This window comes from Microvirga sp. Mcv34 (genome assembly GCF_024519725.1).
Taxonomy (GTDB): domain Bacteria; phylum Pseudomonadota; class Alphaproteobacteria; order Rhizobiales; family Beijerinckiaceae; genus Microvirga.
The window spans coordinates 1-24,199 of record NZ_JALJRK010000001.1 but is presented as its reverse complement, the minus strand read 5'-3'; the positions used below and the strand labels follow the sequence as shown (position 1 = coordinate 24,199).

General features: G+C 64.3%; 21 protein-coding genes and 1 pseudogene. 12 read left to right on the top strand and 10 right to left on the bottom strand.

Features of this window, described 5'->3' with window-relative positions:
- The first annotated feature begins 460 nt into the window (after nt 1–460).
- Genes OC446_RS00110 through OC446_RS00100 form a run of 3 tightly spaced genes read left to right on the top strand, consistent with a single transcriptional unit; the run spans nt 461 to nt 5,213 of the window.
- The gene (locus OC446_RS00110) at nt 461–2,875 is read left to right on the top strand and encodes a penicillin-binding protein 1A (RefSeq protein ID WP_262027003.1); all 2,415 of its coding nucleotides are present in this window, start codon (nt 461–463) and stop codon (nt 2,873–2,875) included.
- A gap of 16 nt (nt 2,876–2,891) precedes the next feature.
- Nucleotides 2,892–4,532 (top strand): peptidoglycan D,D-transpeptidase FtsI family protein, encoded by a 1,641-nt coding sequence (locus OC446_RS00105; RefSeq protein WP_262027002.1) that lies wholly within the window; start codon nt 2,892–2,894, stop codon nt 4,530–4,532.
- 36 nt (nt 4,533–4,568) lie between these two features.
- Nucleotides 4,569–5,213, top strand: coding sequence for a trimeric intracellular cation channel family protein (locus OC446_RS00100; RefSeq protein ID WP_262027001.1), 645 nt, complete (start codon nt 4,569–4,571; stop codon nt 5,211–5,213).
- Nucleotides 5,214–5,480: 267 nt separating this feature from the next.
- Here the strand turns inward: OC446_RS00100 and OC446_RS00095 are convergent, their stop codons facing one another.
- The 3 genes from OC446_RS00095 to OC446_RS00085 form a co-directional block, all read right to left on the bottom strand.
- On the bottom strand, nt 5,481–5,879 hold the full coding sequence (locus OC446_RS00095; protein WP_262027000.1) for a response regulator: 399 nt from the start codon (nt 5,877–5,879) through the stop codon (nt 5,481–5,483).
- The gene (locus OC446_RS00090) at nt 5,860–6,057 is read right to left on the bottom strand and encodes a hypothetical protein (RefSeq protein WP_262026999.1); all 198 of its coding nucleotides are present in this window, start codon (nt 6,055–6,057) and stop codon (nt 5,860–5,862) included. The genes OC446_RS00095 and OC446_RS00090 overlap by 20 nt, the downstream gene beginning before the upstream one ends.
- A 595-nt stretch (nt 6,058–6,652) precedes the next feature.
- Nucleotides 6,653–7,408: a pentapeptide repeat-containing protein gene (locus OC446_RS00085; protein ID WP_262026998.1), complete on the bottom strand. Its 756-nt coding sequence runs from the start codon at nt 7,406–7,408 to the stop codon at nt 6,653–6,655.
- A gap of 211 nt (nt 7,409–7,619) precedes the next feature.
- On the opposite strand from OC446_RS00085, the gene OC446_RS00080 reads away from it, so the two are divergent.
- From OC446_RS00080 to OC446_RS00060, 5 genes are all read left to right on the top strand, one after another.
- Nucleotides 7,620–7,847: a hypothetical protein gene (locus tag OC446_RS00080; RefSeq protein ID WP_262026997.1), complete on the top strand. Its 228-nt coding sequence runs from the start codon at nt 7,620–7,622 to the stop codon at nt 7,845–7,847.
- 163 nt (nt 7,848–8,010) lie between these two features.
- The gene (locus tag OC446_RS00075; RefSeq protein ID WP_262026996.1) at nt 8,011–8,673 is read left to right on the top strand and encodes a Crp/Fnr family transcriptional regulator; all 663 of its coding nucleotides are present in this window, start codon (nt 8,011–8,013) and stop codon (nt 8,671–8,673) included.
- Between the two features lie 147 nt (nt 8,674–8,820).
- A complete protein-coding gene (locus OC446_RS00070) occupies nt 8,821–9,861 on the top strand; it encodes a Fe(3+) ABC transporter substrate-binding protein (RefSeq protein WP_262026995.1) in 1,041 nt (346 codons plus the stop codon).
- An 81-nt stretch (nt 9,862–9,942) separates the two neighbouring features.
- Nucleotides 9,943–11,667, top strand: a complete 1,725-nt coding sequence (locus OC446_RS00065; RefSeq protein WP_262026994.1) for an ABC transporter permease — start codon at nt 9,943–9,945, stop codon at nt 11,665–11,667.
- A gap of 271 nt (nt 11,668–11,938) precedes the next feature.
- Nucleotides 11,939–13,075, top strand: a complete 1,137-nt coding sequence (locus OC446_RS00060) for a DJ-1/PfpI family protein (RefSeq protein WP_262026993.1) — start codon at nt 11,939–11,941, stop codon at nt 13,073–13,075.
- 22 nt (nt 13,076–13,097) lie between these two features.
- On the opposite strand, the gene OC446_RS00055 is transcribed toward OC446_RS00060, so the two are convergent.
- The 3 genes from OC446_RS00055 to OC446_RS00045 form a co-directional block, all read right to left on the bottom strand.
- The gene (locus tag OC446_RS00055; protein ID WP_262026992.1) at nt 13,098–13,688 is read right to left on the bottom strand and encodes a cysteine hydrolase family protein; all 591 of its coding nucleotides are present in this window, start codon (nt 13,686–13,688) and stop codon (nt 13,098–13,100) included.
- A gap of 124 nt (nt 13,689–13,812) precedes the next feature.
- Nucleotides 13,813–14,493: a 3-oxoacid CoA-transferase subunit B gene (locus OC446_RS00050; RefSeq protein WP_262026991.1), complete on the bottom strand. Its 681-nt coding sequence runs from the start codon at nt 14,491–14,493 to the stop codon at nt 13,813–13,815.
- Entirely contained in the window at nt 14,493–15,227 is a 735-nt protein-coding gene (locus OC446_RS00045; protein ID WP_262026990.1) for a CoA transferase subunit A, read from the bottom strand. Before OC446_RS00045 ends, OC446_RS00050 begins: the two co-directional genes overlap by 1 nt.
- A 247-nt stretch (nt 15,228–15,474) precedes the next feature.
- On the opposite strand from OC446_RS00045, the gene OC446_RS00040 reads away from it, so the two are divergent.
- The gene (locus OC446_RS00040) at nt 15,475–17,286 is read left to right on the top strand and encodes an AsmA family protein (RefSeq protein WP_262026989.1); all 1,812 of its coding nucleotides are present in this window, start codon (nt 15,475–15,477) and stop codon (nt 17,284–17,286) included.
- On the opposite strand, the gene OC446_RS00035 is transcribed toward OC446_RS00040, so the two are convergent.
- The 3 genes from OC446_RS00035 to OC446_RS00025 are packed head-to-tail and all read right to left on the bottom strand — an operon-like array spanning nt 17,280 to nt 20,150.
- Nucleotides 17,280–18,074: an ABC transporter permease gene (locus OC446_RS00035; RefSeq protein WP_262026988.1), complete on the bottom strand. Its 795-nt coding sequence runs from the start codon at nt 18,072–18,074 to the stop codon at nt 17,280–17,282. The two genes, OC446_RS00040 and OC446_RS00035, sit on opposite strands and share 7 nt — an antisense overlap.
- Complete coding sequence (locus tag OC446_RS00030; protein WP_262026987.1) at nt 18,071–18,976, bottom strand: ABC transporter permease; 906 nt, start codon at nt 18,974–18,976, stop codon at nt 18,071–18,073. Before OC446_RS00030 ends, OC446_RS00035 begins: the two co-directional genes overlap by 4 nt.
- Nucleotides 18,977–18,980: 4 nt before the next feature.
- Entirely contained in the window at nt 18,981–20,150 is a 1,170-nt protein-coding gene (locus OC446_RS00025; protein ID WP_410054980.1) for an ABC transporter ATP-binding protein, read from the bottom strand.
- A 228-nt stretch (nt 20,151–20,378) separates the two neighbouring features.
- Here OC446_RS00025 and OC446_RS00020 point away from each other — a divergent pair, with 228 nt between their 5' ends.
- The 3 genes from OC446_RS00020 (at nt 20,379) to OC446_RS00010 (ending at nt 23,645) form a co-directional block, all read left to right on the top strand.
- Entirely contained in the window at nt 20,379–20,810 is a 432-nt protein-coding gene (locus tag OC446_RS00020) for a MarR family winged helix-turn-helix transcriptional regulator (protein ID WP_262026985.1), read from the top strand.
- Nucleotides 20,811–20,953: 143 nt separating this feature from the next.
- Nucleotides 20,954–22,522, top strand: a complete 1,569-nt coding sequence (locus OC446_RS00015; protein ID WP_262027242.1) for an MFS transporter — start codon at nt 20,954–20,956, stop codon at nt 22,520–22,522.
- Nucleotides 22,523–22,529: 7 nt separating this feature from the next.
- On the top strand, nt 22,530–23,645 hold the full coding sequence (locus OC446_RS00010) for an HlyD family secretion protein (protein WP_262026984.1): 1,116 nt from the start codon (nt 22,530–22,532) through the stop codon (nt 23,643–23,645).
- 231 nt (nt 23,646–23,876) lie between these two features.
- Here the strand turns inward: OC446_RS00010 and OC446_RS00005 are convergent.
- Nucleotides 23,877–24,199 (bottom strand): annotated as a pseudogene (locus tag OC446_RS00005) (MFS transporter); the annotation flags it as partial.

The following is a 24,199-nucleotide window of genomic DNA, read 5'->3' as shown; positions in this document are numbered from 1 at the left end:
CTGAAAAGTGGAGCACTCCGCTCCCGCCCATGGTGAAAGTCGCGGCTGCCTTGTGCCTCCCGACGAAACTCTCAGGCCAATGACAGAGGGGGCTCCTTCCGCAGCATCGCCTGCGGCCCGTGACGGAGCCTGACGAATGCCTTTCCCACGATACCTGCGCACTACAACACATCGCTTCCGCCGCGACGGATGGGCCAGAAGCCACAGCGTGAGGTGCGGCTGCACCTGAGTCGCAGACGCGACCCAGCCGATCCCCTTAGGCCTGTCGTCAATTTCTGCGTGGCCGGGGCCCATGATCTGACACCGGCGCATTCAAAGCTGCCCGAACGATGGCGGCTGTCCCTTGGCACGAGTCATAGCGGGCCGGCATGCGCCAAGGGGATTGCTTCCGCCCTTCACGACCTTTGAGCGAGCACCTTCGCGCCATCGCGGGGGGCTCGCCTGAACCTGGGTGCTTGCGATGCGCTTCGTTCTTCGCTTCTTCGGCTTTGCCACAGCGTTGGCTTCCCTCCTGTTGGTCAGTGGCTTGCTGGTGGCCGGAATGGTGTTCTGCCAGCTCTCCTCTGACCTACCCAACCATGCGGAACTCGCGCGCTACGAGCCCGCGCTAACGACGCGCCTGCATGCCTCCGACGGCCGCATCATCGCCGAATACGCACGTGAGAACCGCCTGTTTCTCCCTTTAGCGGCGATGCCGCAGCGGATCATCGCCGCATTCCTGTCGGCTGAAGACCGGCACTTCTATGAGCACAACGGCATCGATCCCATGGGCATCGGCCGCGCGCTACTCGCGAACCTCGTCAGTGCCGCGGGCCGCCCGCAGGGGGCCTCGACGATCACCCAACAGGTCGCCAAGAACCTCCTGCTGTCACGCGAGCAGACCTACAGCCGTAAGCTCAAAGAGATCCTGCTCGCCTTCCGGATCGAGGAGGCCTTCAGCAAGGACCGCATCCTCGAACTCTATCTCAACGAGATCTATTTCGGCATGGGCCACTACGGCATTGCCGCGGCGGCGCTCGGCTATTTCGACAAGTCCGTGCACGAACTGAGCCTAGCGGAGACGGCTTATCTCGCCGCTCTGCCAAAGGGTCCGAACAATTATCATCCCTTCCGCCAGCCTGAGGCTGCGATGGCCCGCCGCAACTGGGTTTTGGAGCGAATGGCCGCGAACGGCTATGTCGCGCAGGACGAGGTCGCTGTGGCGATGGAGGAAGCGTTGGTTGCCGCTCCGCGCTCGGTGTCCCCCCATGAGACGCAAGCAGGCTACTTTGCCGAGGAGGTCCGGCGCGAACTCGCCAACCGCTACGGCGACGCGACGCTCTATGAAGGTGGTCTATCGGTTCGCACGACGCTTGCCCCGAAGATGCAGGCCGCGGCCCGCAGGAGCCTCGTTGATGGCTTGGTTCGCTTCGACGAGGCCCGTGGCTGGCGCGGAGCCGGGACACGACTCGCTTCTATCGCGGGCGACTGGGGCGCGAGTCTCACCGAACTTCCGGCGCTTGAGGATATCCATCCCTGGCAGCAGGCCGTCGTGCTCGCGGTCGATGGCAAGGAGGCCCGCATTGGCCTGCGCCCCGACAGAGACCTCACCGGTGCCGTCGAAGCCCGCCGGCGCATCGGACGGATCGCGCTCCGAGGCGTCCGCTGGACAGGCAAGGGGCGGGTAAGCGACGTCCTGCGGGTCGGTGACGTCGTGCATGTCGAGCCGATCAAGAAGGCATCTGAGGAGTATCGGTTACGGCAGATCCCTGAGATCTCCGGAGCCTTGGTTGCGCTGGAGCCGGACACCGGACGCATTCGCGCGATGGTCGGAGGCTTCTCGTTCAGCCAGAATGAGTTCAACCGCGTGACCCAGGCGTGGCGTCAGCCCGGCTCCACGTTCAAGGCCATCGTCTACGCGGCCGCACTTGACGCCGGCTACACGCCATCCAGCCTCGTGCTCGATGCGCCCCTGTCCATCGATCAAGGTGCCGGTCAGGCACCATGGTCCCCGAGCAATCACAACGGCCGCTACGACGGCCCGTCCACGCTCCGTTTGGGCCTGGAGCGCTCCAAGAACGTGATGACGGTCAGGCTGGCGCGGGATCTCGGGATGCCGCGCGTCGCGGACTATACCCGCCGTCTCGGCGTCCAGGACGACCTCCCGCCCCTGCTCGCGATGGCTCTCGGGGCAGGCGAGACAACCGTATTGCGGATGACAACTGCCTACGCGATGTTCGTCAACGGCGGACGCTACATTCGGCCAACTTTGATCGAGCACATCCAAAACCGCAACGGGAAGACCATCTTCCGGCATGACCGGCGGGCCTGCTCCGGCTGCTCCGTTTCTTCGTGGCGCAACCACGGCGGTCCAAGGCTTGCCGAAGACACAGAACAGGTGATCGATCCCCTGACCGCCTACCAAGTGACCTCCCTTCTCGAGGGTGTCGTCGAGCGCACGCTCCCGAGGGTATTCTCCGGGTTCAATCGGCCTCTCGCCGGCAAGACCGGGACGACCAATGACGCCAAGGACCTGTGGTTCGTCGGATCGACGCCGGAACTGGCCGTCGGCGTCTTCCTCGGCTACGATCGTCCGCGCTCGCTCGGACGATCCGCATACGGCTCCGGGCACGCCGCACCCATCGCCCGAGCCTTCCTTGAGCAGGCACTCGCGGGCACGCCGCCGACTGCTTTCCGCGTTCCGACCGGGATCAAGCTGATCCCCGTGGATCCTTTCACTGGCGAGCGCAGTGCACCCGGGAGGGGAATTCTGGAAGCGTTCAAGCCCGGCACCGAGCCACCGGTTTCGAAATCGCCTGCCATCGCTGACGAGATGCCAACCGACAGCCCAACCTGGGAGGCTTACGCCCCGCCCCGGCCCACCTACTTCCGCTGAAGTATCGGGTGACGCGATGGCACGGTCTCCGTCCAAACTTGCGGCCGATTGCGCTCCTGGCCGTATCCGGCTGGCGGCCTATGGGTTCGTCGGCCTGTTCGCCGTGATTGCCGTGCGACTGATCACGTTCGGCTTCGACCCGTTCGAGCCACGCGCGGCCACGCAGGACGCGGTCAAGCGAATGCGGCCCGACATCGTCGACCGCAACGGCATCCTGCTCGCCAAGGAGCTGAAAACCTTCTCCGTCTATGCCGAACCGCGGCGGATTATCGACATCGACGAAGCGGTCGAGGGACTGGCCGAGGTATTCGACGACCTCGACCCGCGCGATCTGCGCCGGAAGCTCATGTCGGGGTTGGGCTTCGCCTGGATCAAGCGCTCGGTTCCGCCCTCCGTGGCCGACCGCGTCTGGTCTCTGGGGCTGGCCGGCATTCACCTGCGGCCCGAACCGACGCGCACCTATCCCAATGGGCCGGCGGCGGCGCATGTGCTCGGCGCGGTGGACATCGACAACCGAGGTCTGGCGGGGATCGAGAAATGGATCGATGCCATGATGGGAACTGCCGTGGAGGCATCTGATCAGACGCAGATCGAGGAACCCATTGGCTCGCCGGTCCGGCTGACCATCGATCTTCGGATCCAGCACGTCTATGCCGAACACCTCCGTCGCGCGGTTGACACATACGGGGCCATCGCTGCCGCCGGTCTCGTCCTCGACGTCACCAACGGCGAGGTTCTCGCGCTCGTGTCGCTGCCCGACTTCGATCCGAACGAGCCGGGTCTGGCGCTACAACCGGACCGTATCAACCGGATGCAGGTCGGCCGCTATGAGATGGGTTCAATCTACAAAGCCTTGACGACTGCGCTCGCCTTGGACACCGGTCTGTTCACGTTGCACTCGACCTTCGATGTGAGCCTGCCGCTCACAATCGGCGGTGCCAGCATAGACGACTTCCGCGGCAAAAAGCGGATCCTGACGTTGCCCGAGAGCTTCATTTACTCGTCGAACATCGCCATGGGCCAGATGGGACTGGCTATCGGCGCTCCGAGGGTCCGTTCATTCATGAAAGCGTTAGGACAGTTCGACCGGGTCCGGACGGAGCTTGCGGAGAGCTCCGCGCCTCTCGTGCCTTCGCAATGGAGCGATGTCACGACCGCCACAGTCGCCTTCGGCCACGGTATCGCGGTCACTCCGCTCCAGGGGGCCATGGCGGTGGCTGCACTGGTCAATGGCGGCGACCTGATCACACCGACCTTCCTTGCCGGACGCAGCACCGGCGACCGCCTCCGCGCCGAAGGGGTGATCAAACATGCAACCTCCTCTGCTATCCGCGACCTGATGCGCCTGAACGTCGAGGCGGGCTCGGCCCGCCGGGCCGCGCTCGATCCGATCCGCATCGGCGGCAAGACCGGAACTTCGGAGAAGGTTGTCGGCGGCGTCTACTCCAAGGAGAAGGTGATGACCTTCTTCGTCGGCGTCGCCCCCATCGACGCGCCACGCTACCTGTTCCTGACGATCCTGGACGAACCGCGCGGCCTGCCGGAAACCTTTGGCTTCCGGACCTCTGGATGGAATGCGGTTCCCGTGACACGGCGTGTCATGGGTGAGGCACTGCCCCTGCTCGGCGTCCAGTCCTGGACGGCTTCCACAAATTGATATTGATCTCGTACAGCCATGATGGATTCCTGACCAATGTTCGATACATTTACGGCCCTGCTCGACTGGTTCGGGATCGTCATTTTCGCGACGACCGGGGCGCTGGTCGCCTCGCGCAAGCAGATGGACGTTGTTGGCTTCGTGCTGCTCGGCACGGCGACCGGGATCGGCGGGGGCACGATCCGCGACACGCTCATTGGTGCGCTTCCCGTGTTCTGGGTGCAGGAGCCGGCCTACCTGGTCACCTGTGTACTGGTCTCCTGCGCGGCGTTCTTCCTCGCCCACATTCCGCATTCGCGGCTCAGGCTCCTGCTCTGGTGTGACGCGGTCGGCATGGCCCTGTTCGCGGTAACCGGAGCCGAGAAGGCGCTGCTGGCGGACGCGAGTCCCATCGTGGCGATCGCGATGGGCGTGATCACGGCCACCTTCGGCGGCATCGTCCGGGATGTCCTGGGCGGCGAAAGCCCGGTCATCCTCAGTCGCGAGATCTATGTGTCGGCGGCGCTGGGTGGAGCCGTGATATTCGTCGTCTTGGCGCTGGCCGGGATCGCACGCGAGTACGCGCTCGCTGGAGGCTTCTCGGCAGCGTTCGCGATTCGCGCGGCCGCGCTGCGGTGGGACTGGTCCCTGCCACGCTACCGGCCACGCCCTGGACGCACGCGAGAGGAACTCGATCTTTGACGCGGGGTCGCCAGGAACCCGCCTTGACCCTGCGCGGGTTCGGCCACGTGCAGGGCTGCGCAGCCATTCGCCGGATTGGCAGCAGGTCGGTGGCCAATCCACCAGACCCGCCTAGTGATCTTCCGTGCGATATGAACAATCCCGGTGCCGTTGGAGAGATGGACTTCGTCGGTTTGTTCACCAACTCGCTGGCGGGGTCATCCACGCCAGGGGCTCTTCCTCCACCAGCCCAACCACGGGTGGGTTGGTGGCTCACACCGCACCATCTCAGGTCACCGGCGGCTGCGGATCGTGAATCGCCTTCTCGGCTTGCACGAGCACGTCGAGGCCGCGCCAGGGCTTCGGCATGAAGGTGACGCATTCCGGCAGGTCGTCCGACCGGATGCCTGGATCACCGGAGGTCAGCACGATCCGAATCGTCGGCCAGAGCTTACATGCTGCTCTGGCGAGCTGTGCCCCGTCCATCTCACCCGGCAGGCGGACATCGGCGAACAACATGGCCACCTCACCTCCGCGCTCCTGAAGGAGGTCCAAGGCCGCCTCCGCGCTCTCGACCTCCACCACATCGAGGGGCGTTTCATCCAGAAGAACGGCGGCGAGAGCCCGCAGATCAGGATCATCTTCAACGATCAGCGCCAAGTGCGGATCAGGCTGAAGAGCGTTCATCGCCAGTCTCCCTGATCTCCATCTGCCGAAGAATGGCGACGAGTGGGTCCGGGACTGGCGCATCGAGCACGTCCCTGTAAACCTCGGCGAAGGCGCGTCCGATCAGAAAGGTCGCGACATCCGGATGAAGGTCATTGACATGGGGCAGGCGCACGTCGCCTGAGGCGTCGGGGGACATCGGCACTCTCCTCGGGAACTTGTCCCATCCGCCCGACGCCAGGTTCTGGAGCATTCGGGCGAAGTCACGTGAAAGAGAGGAACCGCCAATCCAGAGATGGGTTTCAGCGTGGCGGTAGAAACCGTCCATCGCGCATGGGAGACCAGGTCCGGGGCTCCTAACCAGAAAGCGATGAGAACTGCGATATGAGTGGCGGCGAGATCGTTCTGGACCAGCCTGTCATAGCAGGTAGCAATTCTATGGAAGTCCTCAAGGCGGCAGATAGCGCACTCAAGTCAATTGCGGCTGCGATAGAGCGTGCGGTCTTAAAGATGAGGGCGCTAGCAGGCAGTCGGCGAGCTGAGCGCCGATGCGCATTGCCGTGCTGGCCAGGGCTCAACTCGACTGCAATCGATGCTCCTGATTGGTGCTAGCGCTAGAAAATCATGATTTTATTCCTTACTCGCTCCCGCAGGGGGCCCTCCTCGAATGCGTTGAGAGCGGTTAAAGCGAGCGTACTCGTTCAAGGAGGCAGGCACTAGAAATGTCCTGGCTCTACGCTCCTCCAGGTTCAATAGCCACGCTGCGGCTTAGCTTCACGGAGAAGGTTGGTGCCTCATTCCTCCTCTTCCTTGCAGGGCCATGTTTTCGGCGCATTGAGGCCGGAGGGAAGCTTCGTCTGCGCCGTGCCGCAGGCGATCTCGATCTGCGCCTGCGTGAGACCTGTGGCTCTGCTCAGATCCGCGCCGCCGATCTGCGTCAGATAGAGGTAGGAGCCCGTAAAATTCACACCCTGCAGGTCCAAGCCATCCAGACGGGACCGCGAGAGGTTCGAATAGCTGAAGTCGACGCCGGCGATCTTCGCGCTCTGGAAGAGCACGCGCGCGAGTTCGGCCTTCGAGATATTAGCGCCCGACAGGTCGGCGCCGCTGAAGTCGGACCGGTTCAGTTCGGACTTGCTGAAATTCGCCCCCGGAGCTTTGACCTGGGCGAAGTTCGAGCGGTTCATGTCGGCGGCACTGAAATCGGCGCCGCTGAGGTTGGCTTGGCCGAAATTGGCCCGCCAGCCCAGTGCCTTGGTGAAGTTCGCCTTGGACAGGTCCGCCCCCTCGAAGCGGGTGCGGCTGACTTCCGTCTCGCTCAGATTGGCCCCGGTCATCTTGGAAGAGGCGAAATCGCTTAGAGTCAGCAGGGAGCGCTGGAAATTGGTGCCCGCCAGGTCTTCGTTGGTGAGCATCAACCGGGCCTTCGAGCACCCGGACCAATCCACCCCCGGCCCCGGACCGTCCTGACACTTGGCCAAGGAGGGCCCGGCACACAGGACGAGGGCGATGGCGGCGCCCACTGCCTTCACGAGGAAGCGATCCTCCATGAAATCCTCTCTCGTTTCTCTTCTGTTACTTAGGCATTGCAGCCTGCCGGAGGAGCCCTTCGTGCGAAACTTTCCTAACCCGATTATTCGGCAGGTGATCGCCTTCATGGCACGGCCGGCAAGGGATTGGCCAGAGACCGAAGATCGCGGCGAGACTCGACATCCCTTACGTATGGTCTAGCTTCTCCAGCAAACCCAGTGGAGTAATGCCATGCGTCACATCGTATCCCTATCCACCCTCCTCCTTGCCGGTATCGCCTTGGGCGGCTGCGTCGCCTCCACGGGTCCCGTTGGTGTCCTGCCGCGCGATCCCGTTCCTCCCCCGCCGTCCGTTTCCGTGAACAGCCCCCGCGCCTCTGCTGCCGCCCCGCGGACCAGTTCGACCACGCAGCGCCGGGGCCTGAGCGTGCCGGGCCAGGCCTCGTCTCCCCGCCCCTGATCCCTCGGGAGAGCGCTGGCCGGATCGTGCCGACCGGTGCTTCCGATGAAGAGCTATACTCTCCTTAAGAGCCTTCGATCCTGCGCCGATCCCGGCTGGCGCCGTTTCCGATCCTGATGGTATATGCCGTTCCGTTGAATCATAAGGCGGGGGATGTGGGGTCATGACTTGGTTCGAGGCGATCGGCTGGTTCGGCGCAGTCCTTGCCGTCACCGGCAGCGCGATGAAGACCATCATTCCGCTGCGCTGCATCGGGATCGGCGCCAATATCTGCTCCCTGATCTTCTCGTCCTTCACCGGGAACTACCCGAGCATCGTCGTCAACCTGATCCTGCTGCCGCTGAACAGTATCCGGCTGTATCAGATGCTGGGCCTGATCAAGCGCGTGAAGCACGCCTCCAAGAGCGACCTGTCCATGGAGTGGCTCAAGCCCTTCATGACCCGCCGCAAAACCACGGCCGGCGAGGTGCTCTTTGCCAAGGGCGACACCGCCAACTGCATGTACTTCACGATCTCCGGGCGCTACCGCCTGAAGGAAATCGGCATCGAGCTTCTTCAGGGGCAGGTTGTCGGCGAAATGGGCTTCATGTCGCCGCGAAACACCCGCTCTCAGACCCTCGAATGCGTGGAGGCGGGCGAGGTGCTCAGCATCTCCTATGACGAGGTGCGCCAGCTCTATTTCCAGAACCCCGAATTCGGCTTCTATTTCCTGCGCCTTGCCAGCGAGCGCCTGTTCTCGAACATGGAGAAGATGGAAGAGGAGATCGCGCGTCTCAGGGCCGAGCTGCCGGATGTCGCGCCGGTTCAGAAAGCTGCGTCAGCTTAGAATTCCTATAAGGAAGCGGCAGTTTAGAATCCTTATAAGTTATTGAAATCACTCGATTTTCAGTTGACCCACCCGCTCTATCATGGTTCTTGCAGCGTCAACACGGCTGGCTGAGCGCCGGCCCTGGCATGGTTGCTGGAGGAATTCATGAAGGTGAAGGTTTCGTTCGCGCGCGGGCTGCTCTTCGGTGCTGCGGCTCTCGGTATGCTGGCAGGATCGAGCCTCTCGGCCTCCGCCGAGGAAGTGCTGAACATCTACACCACCCGCGAGCCCGGCCTCATCAAGCCCGTCCTTGACGAGTTCACCAAGGAGACCGGCATCCGGGTCAACACGATCTTCATCGCCAACGGTCTCGAAGAGCGTATCCGTGCCGAGGGCCAGAATAGCCCCGCCGACCTGATCATCACGGTCGATATCGGCCGTCTCGCGGCCGCGAAGGATTACGGCGTGACGCAGCCGGTGAAGTCCGAGGCGCTCGAGAAGGTCATTCCCGCGGCCTACCGCGATCCGGAGGGCCATTGGTTCGGCATTGCCTTGCGCGGCCGCGTTGTCTACGCCTCCAAGGAGCGCGTGAAGCAGGACAAGATCACCTACGAGGAGCTTGCCGATCCCAAGTGGAAGGGCAAGGTCTGCATCCGCTCGGGCCAGCACCTCTACAACATCAGCCTGATCGCCGCCATGATCGCCCACAAGGGCGAGGCCAAGGCCGAGGAATGGCTCAAGGGTGTGAAGGCGAACCTCGCCAAGAAGCCTTCAGGCGGCGACCGCGAGCAGGCCAAGGACATCCTCGCGGGTGTCTGCGACATCGCCGTCGGCAACACCTATTACGTCTCGCTTATGCTCAACGGCACCGATCCCGAGCAGAAGAAGTGGGGCGAGGCGATCAACGTCATCCTCCCCACCTTCGAGGGCGGCGGCACCCATGTGAACGTCTCGGGTCTGGCTCTGACGAAGAACGCACCTAACAAGGCGAACGCGGTGAAGTTCATGGAATACATGGTCTCCGACGCGTCCCAGCAGATCCATGCCGAAGCCAATTCGGAATACCCGATCAAGTCTGGCATCAAGATCCACCCGACCATCGCGTCCTTCGGCGAGCTCAAGGCCGACAACATTCCGATCGCGGAGATCGCGAAGCTGCGCAAGAAGGCCAGCGAGCTGGTCGACAAGGTCGGCTTCGACCAATAACACCCGGGGCAGCGTGTCCAGCCGCCCTCTTCCGCTCCCAAGAGGCGCTGCCGGTAACGGCGGCGCCATTCCCATTCGACCGTGATCGCAGAAACCCAGACTGCATTCCGATTTTCGTCCCGGCGAAAGGCGAAGCGCCTTCCCTGGTGGCTTTCGGCCGCCGTGGCGGCCATCGCGCTCGTCGTCCTCCTGCCGCTGGCCGCGCTGATCGAGATCGCCGCCGAAGGCGACACGGAGATCTGGCCGCATCTCATCGCGAACGTCCTGCCGGCGAGCACGTTCGACACCCTGGCGCTGCTCGCGGGGATCGGCGTCGTGGCAGGCTCCATGGGCATCACGGCGGCTTGGCTCGTCACGGCGCACCGCTTCCCTGGCCGCAGCATCCTGGTGTGGCTGTTGCCGCTGCCGCTCGCCGTACCGACCTACATCACCGCCTATATCTACGTCGAAGTCTTCGACTCCGCCGGCCTCGTCCAGATGGTCCTTCGCGGCCTCATGGGCTGGAAGTCGCGCGGCGATTACTGGTTTCCTGAAATCCGGTCGCTGCCCGGCTGTATCCTGGTGATGTCCGCGGTGCTCTATCCCTACATCTACATCGCGGCGCGGGCGATGTTTCTAACGCAGAGCGCCAGCATGCTGGAAGTGGCGCGCACCCTCGGGGCCAGCCGCATCAAGCTCTTCCGCATCATCGCCCTGCCCCTTGCCCGCCCAGCCCTCGCGGTAGGCGTCTCCCTCGCTCTCCTCGAGGCGCTGAACGACATCGGCGCAAGCGAATATCTCGGTGTGCGCACGCTCACCGTCTCGGTCTACAACACCTGGCTTAACCGCGGCAGCCTGCCAGGCGCGGCGCAGATCGCCTGCGTGATGCTGGCCTTCGTGATCGGCCTGATCCTGATCGAACGCTACGGCCGCCGCGACCGCCGCTACGCCGCCTCGCCCAAGCGCCATCGCACCGTGCATCCCGTTCCGCTTTTCGGCATCCGAGGCTGGATCGCGACGTTGCTCTGCGCCGTTCCGGTCCTCCTGGGCTTCATCATTCCGACGACCTTTCTGCTGCGCGAAACCCTGCGCGGCAGCCTCTTCGATCAGTTCGACGCGGAATTCCTCGCCCACTTCATGACCACCATCGGTCTCTCGGTCGTGGCGACCTCAACAGTGCTGGTCCTCGCCGTAGTGCTCGTCTCGGCCGCACGCCTGTCCAAGAATTCCCTGACCAAAGGCTCGCTGTTCATCGCGGGCCTGGGATACGCCCTGCCCGGCACGGTCCTGGCGCTCGGCCTGATGACGCCCCTCGTCGGGATCGACAACCTGATCGGCACCGTCTGGCGTAGCCTCACCGGGGAGCGCATCGGCCTCCTCCTCATGGGCGCAGCCGGAGGCATCGTGATCGCCTATGTGATCCGGTTCCTGTCCATCGCAACCGGGTCGCTCTCAGCCGGTCTGGACCGGGTGTCCCCGAGCCTTGAGGACGCAGCGCGGACATTGGGCGCCTCGCGGCGGGAAATGGTCTGGGCGATCCAGATCCCGCTCATGCGCCCGGCCCTGGCGAGCGCCGCCCTGCTGATCTTCGTCGATTGCATCAAGGAACTGCCGGCAACCCTGCTGCTTCGCCCCCTCAATACGGAAACGCTTTCGACGCTCGTCTACACCTATGCCTCGCGCGGCCGCTTCGAGGATGGGTCCCTGGCGGCTCTCGTCATCGTCCTCGTCGGCCTCCTCCCGGTCATTCAGCTGGTGCGCAGTGCCGAAGCGCGGCCGCGCGTGGCCGAGAGCGCCGGCAGTTTCGAATCGGGTTCGCCCGCGTGAGGCGGGCGCTGGGCTGAGCCCTCAGGATAGGCTGAGAGCTCGATGAGCATGTCTCTAAGGAGCTATCGCCTTTCGATAAGGTGGACCGCGTCGGGGACGCGACATAGGATGCCGTGCGGCAGACCAGAGCATTGGATCCGAACGTCGACTTGCACCTTCGGAATCCTATCCGATGCCCCGGTCCCTGTCGAGCGCATCGTCAGGCGCGGATCCGGAGGGCCGCGTGGGAGCCCGGGAGGGCCTCACGATGCGTCCATCGGAGTACGCGTACATGAGGAAGCGGCTATTCTGGAGGAGCAGTTTGGGCGTCGTCGCGCTTCTCGCAACGATCGGCGCGACTTGGATCCTCACCCTGCCTCCTGCGCCGAATGTCGGCGCCGCGGTGCCGATCGCGAAGGAAGAGGCCGACGCCATGCTGGCCGCCCTGAAGCCGCCGAAGCGCCGGCGCCCGCTCGTCGCGATCCTGGGTCTGAACGACGCCACCGAGACCACCGACTACCTCATGCCCTATGGGATCCTCAGACGCGCAGACGTGGCCGACGTTGTGGCGCTGGCGACGGAGCCCGGACCGGTGACGCTCTACCCTGCCTTCAAGGTCGTGCCGGATATGACGGTGGCGGATTTCGAGGCCCGGCACCCGGACGGCGCCGATTACGTCATCGTTCCCGCCATGAGCCGCGACGATGACCCGGCCGTCCTGCAATGGCTCAGGAAACAAGCCGACAGAGGGGCTATCATCCTCGGCATCTGCGCTGGAGCGAAGATCGTGGGCGAAGCCGGTCTGCTCGACGGTAAGAAGGCCACGACGCATTGGTACTATCGCGACGAACTGAGCAAAAGGCATCCTGCCATCCGCTATGTCGCGGACCGACGGATGGTCGTCGACCAGGGCGTCGCGACGACGACCGGGATCACCGCCTCCATGCCCATGGCGCTCACTCTGATTGAGGCCATCGCGGGCCGGGGCAAGTCCGAGGCGGTCGCCCGCGATCTTGGCCTCCCTGGCTGGGATGCGAGCCACCGGAGCGACGCTTTCTCGTTCTCGCAACCCTTCGTCCTGACGATCATCGGCAATACTCTGGGTTTCTGGAAACGCGAGGAGCTCGGCATCGACCTGCGCTCTGGCGCCGACGAGGTGTCGCTGGCTCTCGTGGCGGATGCCTGGTCGAGGACCTTCCGGTCACGCGCCGTGACCTTCGCCCGTACGGAAGCCCCGCTCGAGACCCGCAGCCGCATCCGCATCATTCCCGACAAGGTGGCCACGAGCTGGTCAGCGGAACATCTCCTGCCGGCTGTCGGAATCCAGCGGCCTGCCCATGCCTTGGATCAGGCGCTCCAGGGGATCGCCGCCCGCTACGGAAATCCGACGGCCGATCTCGTCGCCATGCAACTCGAATACAGGCGATGAGTTGCCCGTTCCGGATCGCCGGTCACAGCGGCCACTGATCGAGCACGATCTCGCTGCTGACCGTCTCGACCTGATAGCTGAATCGTTGCGTGTAGAGCGTCAGCAGTGAATCGTGTCCCTCGTCCGACGAACTGCACACGCCATCGGTGACGATCACGACCCGCAGCCCCAGATCGACCGCGCCGAGTACGGTGGCGAGAACACACATGTCGGTTTCGGAGCCCGTGATCAGCAGGGTATCGATGCCGCGCTCGCTCACGAGATCGCGCAGCTTGTGCCCGGCGAAAGCGGAATAGACCGGCTTGTCGAGGACGACGGCAGGCGGTGAGAGCCGTTGCAGCGACGGCATCAGATCCAGCATTCGTGGATCGAGATGTTCGCGGGTGACCTCGCGCCATCGCTCGTAATACCCGCGCCAAGTCCCGGGCATGTCCTCGGGCCGGTACGGAGGAATGAAGCGGGTGAACACCGTCCGATCCGGAGCCTGCTCGGCGATCCGTGTCACCGTCGGCAGGACACGCTCCATCCACGGGGTCGGCCAGGGACCGTCCGATGAGAAGAGGCGCTGCATGTCGATGCACAGGTGGAGCGTAGAGGGTCCGAGGGGCGTCATATCCATAGCGTGCAAGAGGACGTTGCCGGGCCAACGGGCCCGCATCCGCCCGGGTTCCCTCGAGAACGCAAACGGGCCCCGGGGATGCCCGGGGCCCGCATGAAAGGTTCGTCGAACGCGACGATCAGGCGGCGTTGGACTGCTTGCCGTTCAGGTCGACCTTGAACTCGGCCTGGGTCTTGGCTTTGATCTCATCCACGGTCACGCCATCGGCGAGCTCGATCAGGGTCATGCCGGTGCCGCCCTTCTTGTCGATGGAGAAGACGCCGAGATCGGTGATCACCAGATCGACCACGCCGGTTCCGGTCAGCGGCAGGTTGCACGCCGTCAGAAGCTTCGGATCCTCCGAACCGTCCTTGGCCTTCGCCACGTGCTCCATGACCACGACGACGCGCTTGACGCCCGCCACCAAGTCCATGGCGCCGCCCATGCCCTTCACCATCTTGCCCGGGATCATCCAGTTGGCGAGATCGCCGTTCTCGGCCACCTGCATGGCGCCCAGGATCGACAGGTCGATATGGCCTCCGCGGATCATGCCGAAAGAATCAGCCGACGAGAAATAGCTCGTCGTCGGCAACTCGGTGATCGTCTGCTTGCCGGCATTGATGAGATCCGCGTCTTCCTCGCCCTCGAAGGGGAACGGGCCCATGCCGAGCATGCCGTTCTCCGACTGGAGCTGCACGCGCATGCCCTTGGGGATGAAGTTGGACACCAGCGTGGGAATGCCGATGCCGAGGTTCACGTAAAAGCCGTCGCGCAGCTCCTTGGCCGCGCGGGCGGCCATCTGTTCACGGGTCCAGGCCATCAGACTTCCTCCCCTGCTCCGGCCGGCGCGACTTCGGCGCGCTTGCGGGTCGTGCGTTGCTCGATGTGTTTGACCGGGTTCGGCACGTGCACCATGCGCTTCACGAAGATGCCCGGGGTGTGGATGCAATCCGGATCGATCTCGCCGGCCGGCACCAGATGCTCGACCTCGGCGATGGTCAGGCGCGAGGCGGTGGCCATCATCGGATTGAAGTTACGCGCGGTCTTCCGATAGACGAGATTGCCTTCCGTGTCGCCCCTGTAGGCATGCACGATGGAGATGTCGGCGAACAGCCCCGTCTCCATGACGTATTTCTCGCCGTTGAACTCGCGCACCTCCTTGCCCTCGGCGATGAGGGTGCCCACGCCGGTCTTGGTGTAGAAGGCCGGGATGCCCGCGCCGCCGGCGCGGATGCGCTCGGCCAAAGTGCCCTGCGGATTGAATTCCAGCTCCAGCTCGCCGGAGAGGAATTGCTGGGCGAAGAGCTTGTTCTCACCCACGTAAGAAGAGATCATCTTGCGGATCTGGCGGGTCTCCAGCAGGCGGCCCAGCCCAATGCCGTCCACGCCCGCATTGTTGGAGATGAAGGTCAGGTCCTTCGCCCCCGAATCACGGATCGCCTCGATCAGCGTCTCCGGAATGCCGCACAGGCCGAAGCCGCCGGCCATGATGGTCATACCATCCTTGACCGCCCCGGCGAGCGCTGCCCGCGCATCGCTGTATACCTTATCCATCAAAACCTCTCCCCATGGGCATGCTCATGCTCGTTAGAAGCGTCCGAAAAATAAACCTCGGGAGCGGCTCGCGACGTATTTGCCGCAGGCCGCCCGCCTACGAATGGCGGCACCCTGCAACTTGGCCTCAATTTAGACAATCCCTTCCTATGGATATATAGAAACGATTCAAGACTTCGGCCTTGCCTGAGGACATCTCCTCATGCTCGCTTGCTAGGCCGGGTTCAAGGTTTACAACGCATATTCCATGTCCCGCCGCATAGTCCTGCTCATTGCGCTGATTTCGCTCGCCGTTCTCGGAACGGCCGCCTCTCCGTGGACCCTGCCCGGCGGCGGCCTGTCCGCGGAGCTGACCCAGCACGTGAGGGAGAAATACGGGCTCGACCTGACGGTCAGGGGCCGCAGCACCTTCGCCGTCCTTCCCATCCCTCGGGTCAAGTTCGAGGATGTGACGCTGCACTTCCCCGATCAGGCTCTCAAGGCTGAAGGCGGAACCCTGCGGGGAGAGCTGCGCATCCTGCCCCTCCTCCTCGGCCGGATCGAGCTCTCGGATTTCGACTTGAGCGAAAGCCGCATTACGGCGTCGCTCCAAGCCCTGCAATCGGTGAAATGGGCGGAGGTCCTCAAGGACCGGACAAACGAGACCTATGCCCGGCGCCTGATCGTGAACAAATCCACCCTGCGCTGGAGCGACCTGAAGGAAGCCAATCTCGACCAGCTGAACCTCGTCATCCGCTGGGCCGATGCTGCCGAGCCCATGACCCTATCCGGATCCGCCCTCTGGAGGGACGAGGTGGTCGCTCTCGAGCAAGCCTCGGTCTCCCCCGACCTTCTGGTGTTGGACCGGATCAGCCCGTTCTCGCTCGCCCTGTCGACACATTCCGCCCGGTTCACGGCCGCAGGCGAAGCCCAGCTTGGCCTATCGCCTCGGATCACGGGGGAAAGCACCCTCAAGGCCAAGTCCGTGCGCGACTTCACCCGCTGGAGCGGGGTGGAGCTGCCCTTCGGGCCGCTGCTGCGCGCCGTCTCCGTCGCGGGCGAATTCTCGATGGACCGCCGCCGCCTGTCCTGGCCGGCCGTCTCAGTGACCCTGGGGGAGGACAAGCTGGAGGGGACTTTGGGCGTGCGCTTCGACACGGAGCGCCCCGTGATCACCGGCACGCTCGCGGCTGATACGCTCAACCTGTCGGACCTCTTTGCCCCCTTCTCCCAGGCCCGGACCTCTTCCGGCGCCTGGAGCGAGGAGACCATCGACCTCACGCGGACCACCGGCACCGATCTCGACCTGCGCATATCGGCCGCGAGTGCCAATTTGGGACGCCTCAGCCTCGACGACATGGCCGCCAGCGTCCTCGTGCAGTCCGGACGGATCGAGGCCTCGATCGGCAGGGCAGGATTCCAGGACGGCAGCCTGAAGGGACGCCTGTCGCTGGTGAAGCAGGACGGCCAGGTCGAGCTGAAGAGCCAGGGAACCTTCGCCGGGGTGAAGATCGCCCCCTTCCTGGCCGCCATGGGAGAGCCGCGCTGGATCACCGGCCTGGCATCCGGGCAGTTCGGCTTCGAGGGAACGGGCCGGAACCCCGCGGACGTGATCCGGGAGGCCCAGGGTCGCTCCTCCATCGAGATCGTCGACGGAGAGATCGTCGGGATCGCTCTCGACGACGCCTTGCGCCGGGTGGACAAGCGTCCGCTTCTCGCGTCCCTGAACTGGAAAGGCGGCCGGACCCCCTTCGACAAGGCGCAGGCGCAGGTCGTCATCAAGGATGGGGTCGGCGAGATCGCGGAAGCCAACCTGAAGGGACCCACCGTACAGGCTGCTCTTCAAGGACAGGTGCTTCTGGTGGACCGCACAGTCAGCATGACGGCGAACGTTTCGCCCGCGGGCGCACCTTCGGGCCAATCGCCTTCTCTCGTGTTCAATGTGGTAGGCGACTGGGACAACGTGGTCGTGTCCCCGCAGGTCCGCTCCCTGATCGAACGCTCGGGCGCAGCCAAGCCCCTCTTCCCCTCGGACCGCGTCCCCGCCAACGAACAGCGTCCCCAGGCCATCGCTCAGTGAGCTTTGCGCAAAACCGAGCGCTTGCTGAGCAGGGTCGCGGAGATCACGCCGAGGGTCACGATGCCGATGAGGATCGTGGAGGCGGCGTTCACCTCCGGTGAGAGCCCAAGTCGGACCTGGCTGTAGATCTTGATCGGCAGGGTCGTGGCGCCGGGCCCGGCGTTGAAGCTCGCGATCACCAGGTCGTCCATGGACAGGGTAAAGGCGAGCAGAAAGCCCGCCACGATGGACGGGGCGATGAGCGGCAGGGTCACGGAGAAGAAAGTGCGCAGAGGCGGCGCGCCGAGATCCATGGCCGCCTCTTCGAGCGAGCGGTCGAAGGTCATGAGGCGCGACTGCACCACCACCGTGACGAAGCACATGGTGAGCGTGGTATGTGCGAGCGTGATGGTCCAGAACCCGCGGTCCAGGTCGATCGCAACGAAGAACAGCAGCAGCGACAGGCCGGTGATGACCTCCGGCATGACCATCGGAGCATAGACCATGCCGGTGAAGAGCGTCCGGCCGGGAAAGCGCCCGTAGCGGGTCAGCGCGAGCGCCGCAAGGGTCCCGAGCACCGTCGCCAGCGTCGCCGAGAGGAGCGCGATCCGCAGGGTGACCCAGGCCGCCTCCATGAGGGCCTGGTTGCGGAAGAGCGCGCCGTACCATTGGGTCGAGAAGCCGCCCCACACGGTCACGAGGCGCGACGCGTTGAAGGAATAGATCACTAGGAGCAGGATCGGCAGATACAGGAAGGCGAAGCCGATCACCAGCGAGGTGACGTTGAAGAGACTCAGGCGCCGGTTCATGGCCTTGCCTCCAGGCGCCGGGCCTCGACATCGCGGTAGATCACGATGGGCACCACGAGGATGATGAGAAGCAGGATCGCCACCGCCGAAGCCAGCGGCCAATCGCGGTTGGAGAAGAACTCGCTCCAGAGCTGCCGGCCAATCATCAGGGTCTCAGATCCGCCGAGGAGGTCGGGAATGACGAACTCGCCCACTGCCGGGATGAAGCATAGGAGCGAACCCGCTATGATGCCCGGCATGGCGAGCGGCACGGTGATGGTCCAGAATGACCGCCAGGGCGGGGAGCCGAGATCGAGCGCCGCCTCGAGCAGCGTGTCGTCCATCTTCTCCAGAGTCGCGTAGAGCGGCAGCACCATGAAGGGCAGATAGGCATAGACGATGCCGATAAAGACCGCCGTTTCCGTGTTGAGGATGTCGAGCGGCTCGCTGATCAGCCCGAGCCCCGTGAGCGCCTGGGTGAGCAGCCCTTCAGGCTTGAGGATCGCCACCCAGGCATAGATGCGGATAAGGAAGCTCGTCCAGAACGGCAGGATGACGAGCGCCACCAGCAGCGAACGGTAGCGTTCGGGCGCACGGGCCATGCCGTAGGCGATGGGAAAGCCGACGAGCAGGAGAAGTGCCGTCGAGATCGCCGCGATGCGCACAGACGAGAGCGTCGCGCGGAAATAGAGGTCGTCCTGCGTCAGGAGCTCGAAATTCTCCAGATCGAGTCCGCTGAAGAAGCCGGCGATGTCGCTCCAGTCGAAAACCGGCTTGTAGGGCGGCTGGGCCACGGCCGGATCCGACAGGCTGATCTTGAGGACGATCAGGAATGGCACGAGGAAGAACACGCCGAGCCAGAGATAGGGTACGGCCGGCACGAGACCGGCTGCCAGGCGTCGTGCGAAGGGGCGCTCCGTCATGGCTCTATTCCGCCAGGATTACGGCCGCATCCGGCGCGAAGGTGACATAGACCTGTTCGTCCCAGTCGATGGGGTTCTCGACGAAGCGGGAGGCGTTGGCGCGGGTGACGCGCAGGATCTCGCCGGTGGCGAGCTTGACGCGATAGACCGTCCAGTCGCCGAGATAGCCGATGTCCCACACCTCCCCGGTGAGGACATTGAGCGCTCCGGTACGCGGCGGATCGCGCTGGATCACCATCTTCTCCGGGCGCACGGCAATCGCCACCGCCTGGCCGGAATGCAGAACCTCGTCCGGATCGTCGATGGTGAGCGGCGCCTGGGCGTAGCCGGTCTGCACGCGCCAGAGACCGTTCTCCTGCCCTTGCACATGGCCTTCCAGGATGTTCACGTCGCCCACGAATTCCGCGATGAAGCGGGTCTTGGGCTGCTCGTAGATCTCTCCCGGCGTCGCCACCTGGACGATCCGGCCGTGATCCATCACGGCGATCCGGTCGGCCATGGTCATGGCCTCTTCCTGGTCGTGCGTCACCACCACGAAGGTCATGCCGAGCTCGTGCTGGATGTCCATCAGCTCGAACTGGGTTTCCTCGCGCAGCTTCTTGTCGAGGGCCCCGAGGGGTTCGTCGAGAAGCAGCACCTTGGGCTTCTTTGCAAGCGCGCGGGCCAGCGCCACGCGCTGACGCTGGCCGCCGGAGAGCTGGCTCGGATAGCGCCGGGCGAGCTTCTCGAGCTGCACGAGACGCAGCATCTCCCCCACCCGCTCGGCGATCTGGTCCTTCGGCATGCCGTCCTGCTTCAGGCCGAAGGCGATGTTCTTCTCCACGCTCATGTGGGGGAAAAGCGCACAGGACTGGAACATCATGTTCACGGGCCGGCGATAGGGCGGCACCCCGGCGAGGCTCTGATCGCCCAGGGTGATCGTGCCCTCGCTCGGCGTCTCGAAGCCAGCGAGCATCCGCATGAGGGTCGTCTTGCCGCAGCCGGACGGGCCGAGCAGGCAGAAGAACTCGCCTTCGAAGATGTTTAGGGAGAGATGATCCACCGCCACCGCGTCTCCGAACCGCTTCGTGACGTTATCGAAGCGGATGAGCGGCTTGGCATCGGGATTGGACCAGGGCGCAAAGGCGCGGCGTACGGCGCCCACGGAGGTGGATTGGCGAGACGGAGGAGGCAAGATGGTGCGACTTCGACCTTGAACGAGAAATTGAGCGGGCAAGCTATGATGTTCGCCCCGCAAGAACAACAGTTTAAACGGCATCGTTCACCGGAACGAGGACCGCATTTTCCGCAACCCTGCTCTGCTGGATCCGACCGGCCCCGCATCTTGCACCGAACCGGCGAAAGGAGTAGCAAGCCCTCGTATTATTAGTACCCTAATAATACGCCCACTAGGTCCAAACTCATGACTCCTGCAAAGGCCGCATTTTCCGAGGAACTCTGGAAGATCAGCCGGAAGATGCGCACTCTGTTCGATGCCCGCGTCCGGGCTCAGGGGCTCACCCTGCCGCGCGCCCGCGCGCTGATCCTTCTCGGCAAGAAAGAGGGCATGACCCAAACCGAGCTCGCGTACGCGCTGGAGATCGAGGGGCCGACCCTGGTCCCGCTTCTCGACAGCCTGGAAAAGCAGAGTTTGATCGAGCGTCGGCCGGTCGACGGCGACCGACGGGCCAAGCAGATCGCCCTGACCGCAACGGGACAGGAGCAGGCAGCCCATATGGATCTGCTTGTGAAGGAATTCCGCAGCGACGTTCTCAAGGACATCGACGAGGACGATCTCAGGGTCGCCATTCGCGTCTGCGAGGCCATGGGCCGGAACATCGAAGCCTCAAGCTGATTGACGTTCCTTCCATGACCGCAGAATCTCACACCCGCTCGTCCGAGAACGAGCGTTCCCATGCCACCGGCTCCGAGGTCGAGACCCCTTCCGAGCCGCCGGTGCAGCAGGCGCCGCCCGCCCCTCCGGCGGCGCCTGCCCCTATGCCCTGGTCCCGGGCGGTCCTTTACATGCTGGCCTCCCTCCTCCTGTCCCTCACGCAGGGACTGGGGATGAACCTCGCCACCGCGAACCTGCCCCAGCTTCAGGGGCCGCTCGGCGCCACCACCAATGAAGTGACCTGGCTGATCGCCGCCTATATGGCGCCGAATGTCAGCCTATCGTTGATCCTGGTGAAGGTCAGGGCGCAGTACGGCCTTCGCAACTTCGCGGAGCTGAGCATTCTCCTCTTCGTCCTTGTGATGCTGCTGCACATCTTCGTGCGGGACCTGCAATCGGCCCTCATCGTGCGCTTCTTCAGCGGCATCGCGGCCTCGCCCATCTCGACGCTGGCCTTCCTCTACATGCTGGAGCCGCTTCCGCCGGCCAAGAAGCTGAGTGTCGGCCAGCCCCTCGTCCTCACGAACATCGCCATCGGCGCCCCCCTGGCCCGCCTGATCTCGCCCGACCTTCTCATGCTGGGCGATTGGCACGGCCTGTACCTCTTCGAAATCGCGCTCGCCATGATGGCCTTCGCGGCCGTTTATCTTCTGCCCCTCACGCCGCCGCCACGGGCCAAGGTCATCCACTGGCTCGACGTGGTCAGCTATCTCTTCATCGCAATCGGGTTCGGACTGATCGCCATGGTATTCGCCCTGGGGCGGGCCTATTGGTGGTTCGAGGCGCCGTGGCTCGGAGTCATGCTCGCGATCGGCCTCGCCTCGCTCACCTGCACGGTCGTGATTGAGCTCAACCGGGAAAACCCGTTTCTCGACATCCGCTGGCTCACCAGCAAGGAGATCCTTCATCTCGCCGGCACGCTCCTGATCTTCCGTCTCCTCATGTCGGAGCAGACCGCCGGAGCCTTCGCGTTCTTCCAGGCCTTGGGCCTGCAGAACGACCAGATGACGACCCTGTCCTTGGTGGTCATCGGAGCCTCCGTCGCCGGAGGCCTGTCCTACATCATCTTCGTCAAGCCCGGACGGGAGAACGCCGCCCAGATGGTTGCTCTCGGGCTGCTCATGGTCGGCGCCTTCATGGACAGCAGCGCGACGAACCTCACCAGGCCCGAGCAGATGTACGTGAGCCAAGCCTTGATCGCGGCAGCCGGTGTTCTGTTCCTGCCCCCCGCCATGGCGACCGGTTTGGCCCTGGCCCTGAAGCGGGGGCCGACCTTCATCCTGAACTTCATCGTCGTCTTCCTGACGACGCAGAGCCTCGGCGGCGTGATCGGCTCGGCTCTCGTCGGCACCTTCATCACCTGGCGGACACGCTTTCATCTCCAGGACATGGTCGATCACCTCGCTTCGACCGACCCGCTCGTCACGCAGCGCCTTGCGCAGCTCGCGGGGGCCTACGGCCGTGTCCTCACGGACCGGTCCCTGCTCAAGGCGGAAGGCGTCGCTCTGCTCGGCCAGCAGGTCACCCGCGAAGCCACCGTGCTCGCCTACAACGACGCCTTCCTGGCCATCGCCCTCCTCGCCGCTGTCGCCCTCGCGGCGATGATCCTGCATCTCGCGCTCCGTGCGATCCGCAAAACCATTTCACCTGAACCGCAACCGGCTGTCAGTTAACACTCTCATGAGCAAGCTCCTCCGTCTCACGACCACTATCCTCGCTGCGGTCATCGGCATCGCCGGTGCAGCCCTCGTGCTCTACGCATGGCGGCTTCCGCCCTTCACCAGCACGGTCGAGACCACCGACAATGCCTATGTGCGCGGTCAGATCACGATCATCGCGCCCCAGCTCGCGGGCTACGTCGCCGAGGTGGCCGTTCAGGACTTTCAGCGTGTGAAGGTCGGGCAACTGCTGGTGAAGATCGACGACCGCATCTTTGCCCAGAAGCTCGAGCAGGCGAAGGCAACCCTGGCGAGCCAGCAGGCGGCCTTGACCAATTCCGAGCAGAAGGAGCGGTCGGACCGCGCGCGAATCGAATCGAGCCAAGCGCAGGTCGACAGCGCCAAGGCCGTATTGAGCGCTGCGGACGCGAGCTGGAACCGGATTGCTCCGCTTCTGGAACGCGGCGTCGCGACGCAAAGCCAGGCCGATCAGGCCCGCGCCGCCCTCGACCAGGCGACCGCCTCCCTCCACCAGGCGGAAGCTGCTCTCACCGTCTCCCGCCAGGACCTCGCCTCCACGCTCATCAACCGCCAGTCTCTCCAGGCGGCGGTGCAGGGTGCCGAGGCGGCCGTGCGGCTCGCCGAGATCGATCTGCAGAACACCCGGATCGTCGCGCCCGAGGAAGGACAGCTCGGCGAAGTTGGCGCCCGGCTCGGTCAATACGTGGCAGCCGGCACGCAGTTGCTCACCATCGTCCCGGAGCGGATCTGGGTCATCGCCAATTTCAAGGAAACCCAGCTGCCGGGCATGAGGGTCGGCCAGCCCGTCACCTTCACGGTCGATGCGCTCGAACACGCCGCGCTTCAGGGGCGCATCGAGCGTTTCTCGCCGGCCGCGGGTTCCGAGTTCAGCGTGATCAGGACCGACAACGCCACCGGCAACTTCACCAAGGTGGCGCAGCGGGTCCCGGTCCGCATCGCCATCGCGCCAGGGCAGGCGCTGGCGGAACGCCTGTCGCCCGGCATGTCAGTGGTGGTGAGCGTGGACACGGCGGCCCGCCCTGCGGATGTCCCGGCCACGGGAACAGGCGCACAGCCTCAGGGCCCGAATGTGACGTCGGAGGCGGATCGGCGGTAGGGCCGGCAGCGGAAGTTCGAGGGGAACGGAAATCAAACGCGAGACGTAAGGTGATTTCCGTTCCCCTCTACTGAGCATCCTCTGGGGAATGGCACCCGCACTGTCATGGCGGGCCTTGTGCCGGCCACCCCGATTGGAAAGGCTCGGTGTTTCAAGCCATCGAGATCGCCGGCACGAGGCCGGTGATGACATACGGTGATGACGTCGAACGCTCATCCGAGTGCCGCCGCCTCAATGCCCTCCCCCGCCGCCGGCTGGAGCGGCGCGTGGCTTCTTGATGAACGGCAGGGCGCAGATCAGGCCCAGGAACAGCACTGTCAGGAGCAGGAAGACATCTGCGAAGGACATCACCAGCGCTTCGCGCCGGACCATGTTCGACATGGTCTTGATGGCGGCCGCATTCGCATCCGTGCCGAGTCCCTGGAACCGCATGGTCAGGGCGTTGAGGGTTTCCAGGGCCCTCGAACTGTCCCAGGAGACGTTCTCGCGCAGGCGCTGGAGATGCAGGTCGAGGCGGTTGTTCAACAGGGGGTTGATCACCGCGAGGCCAACGG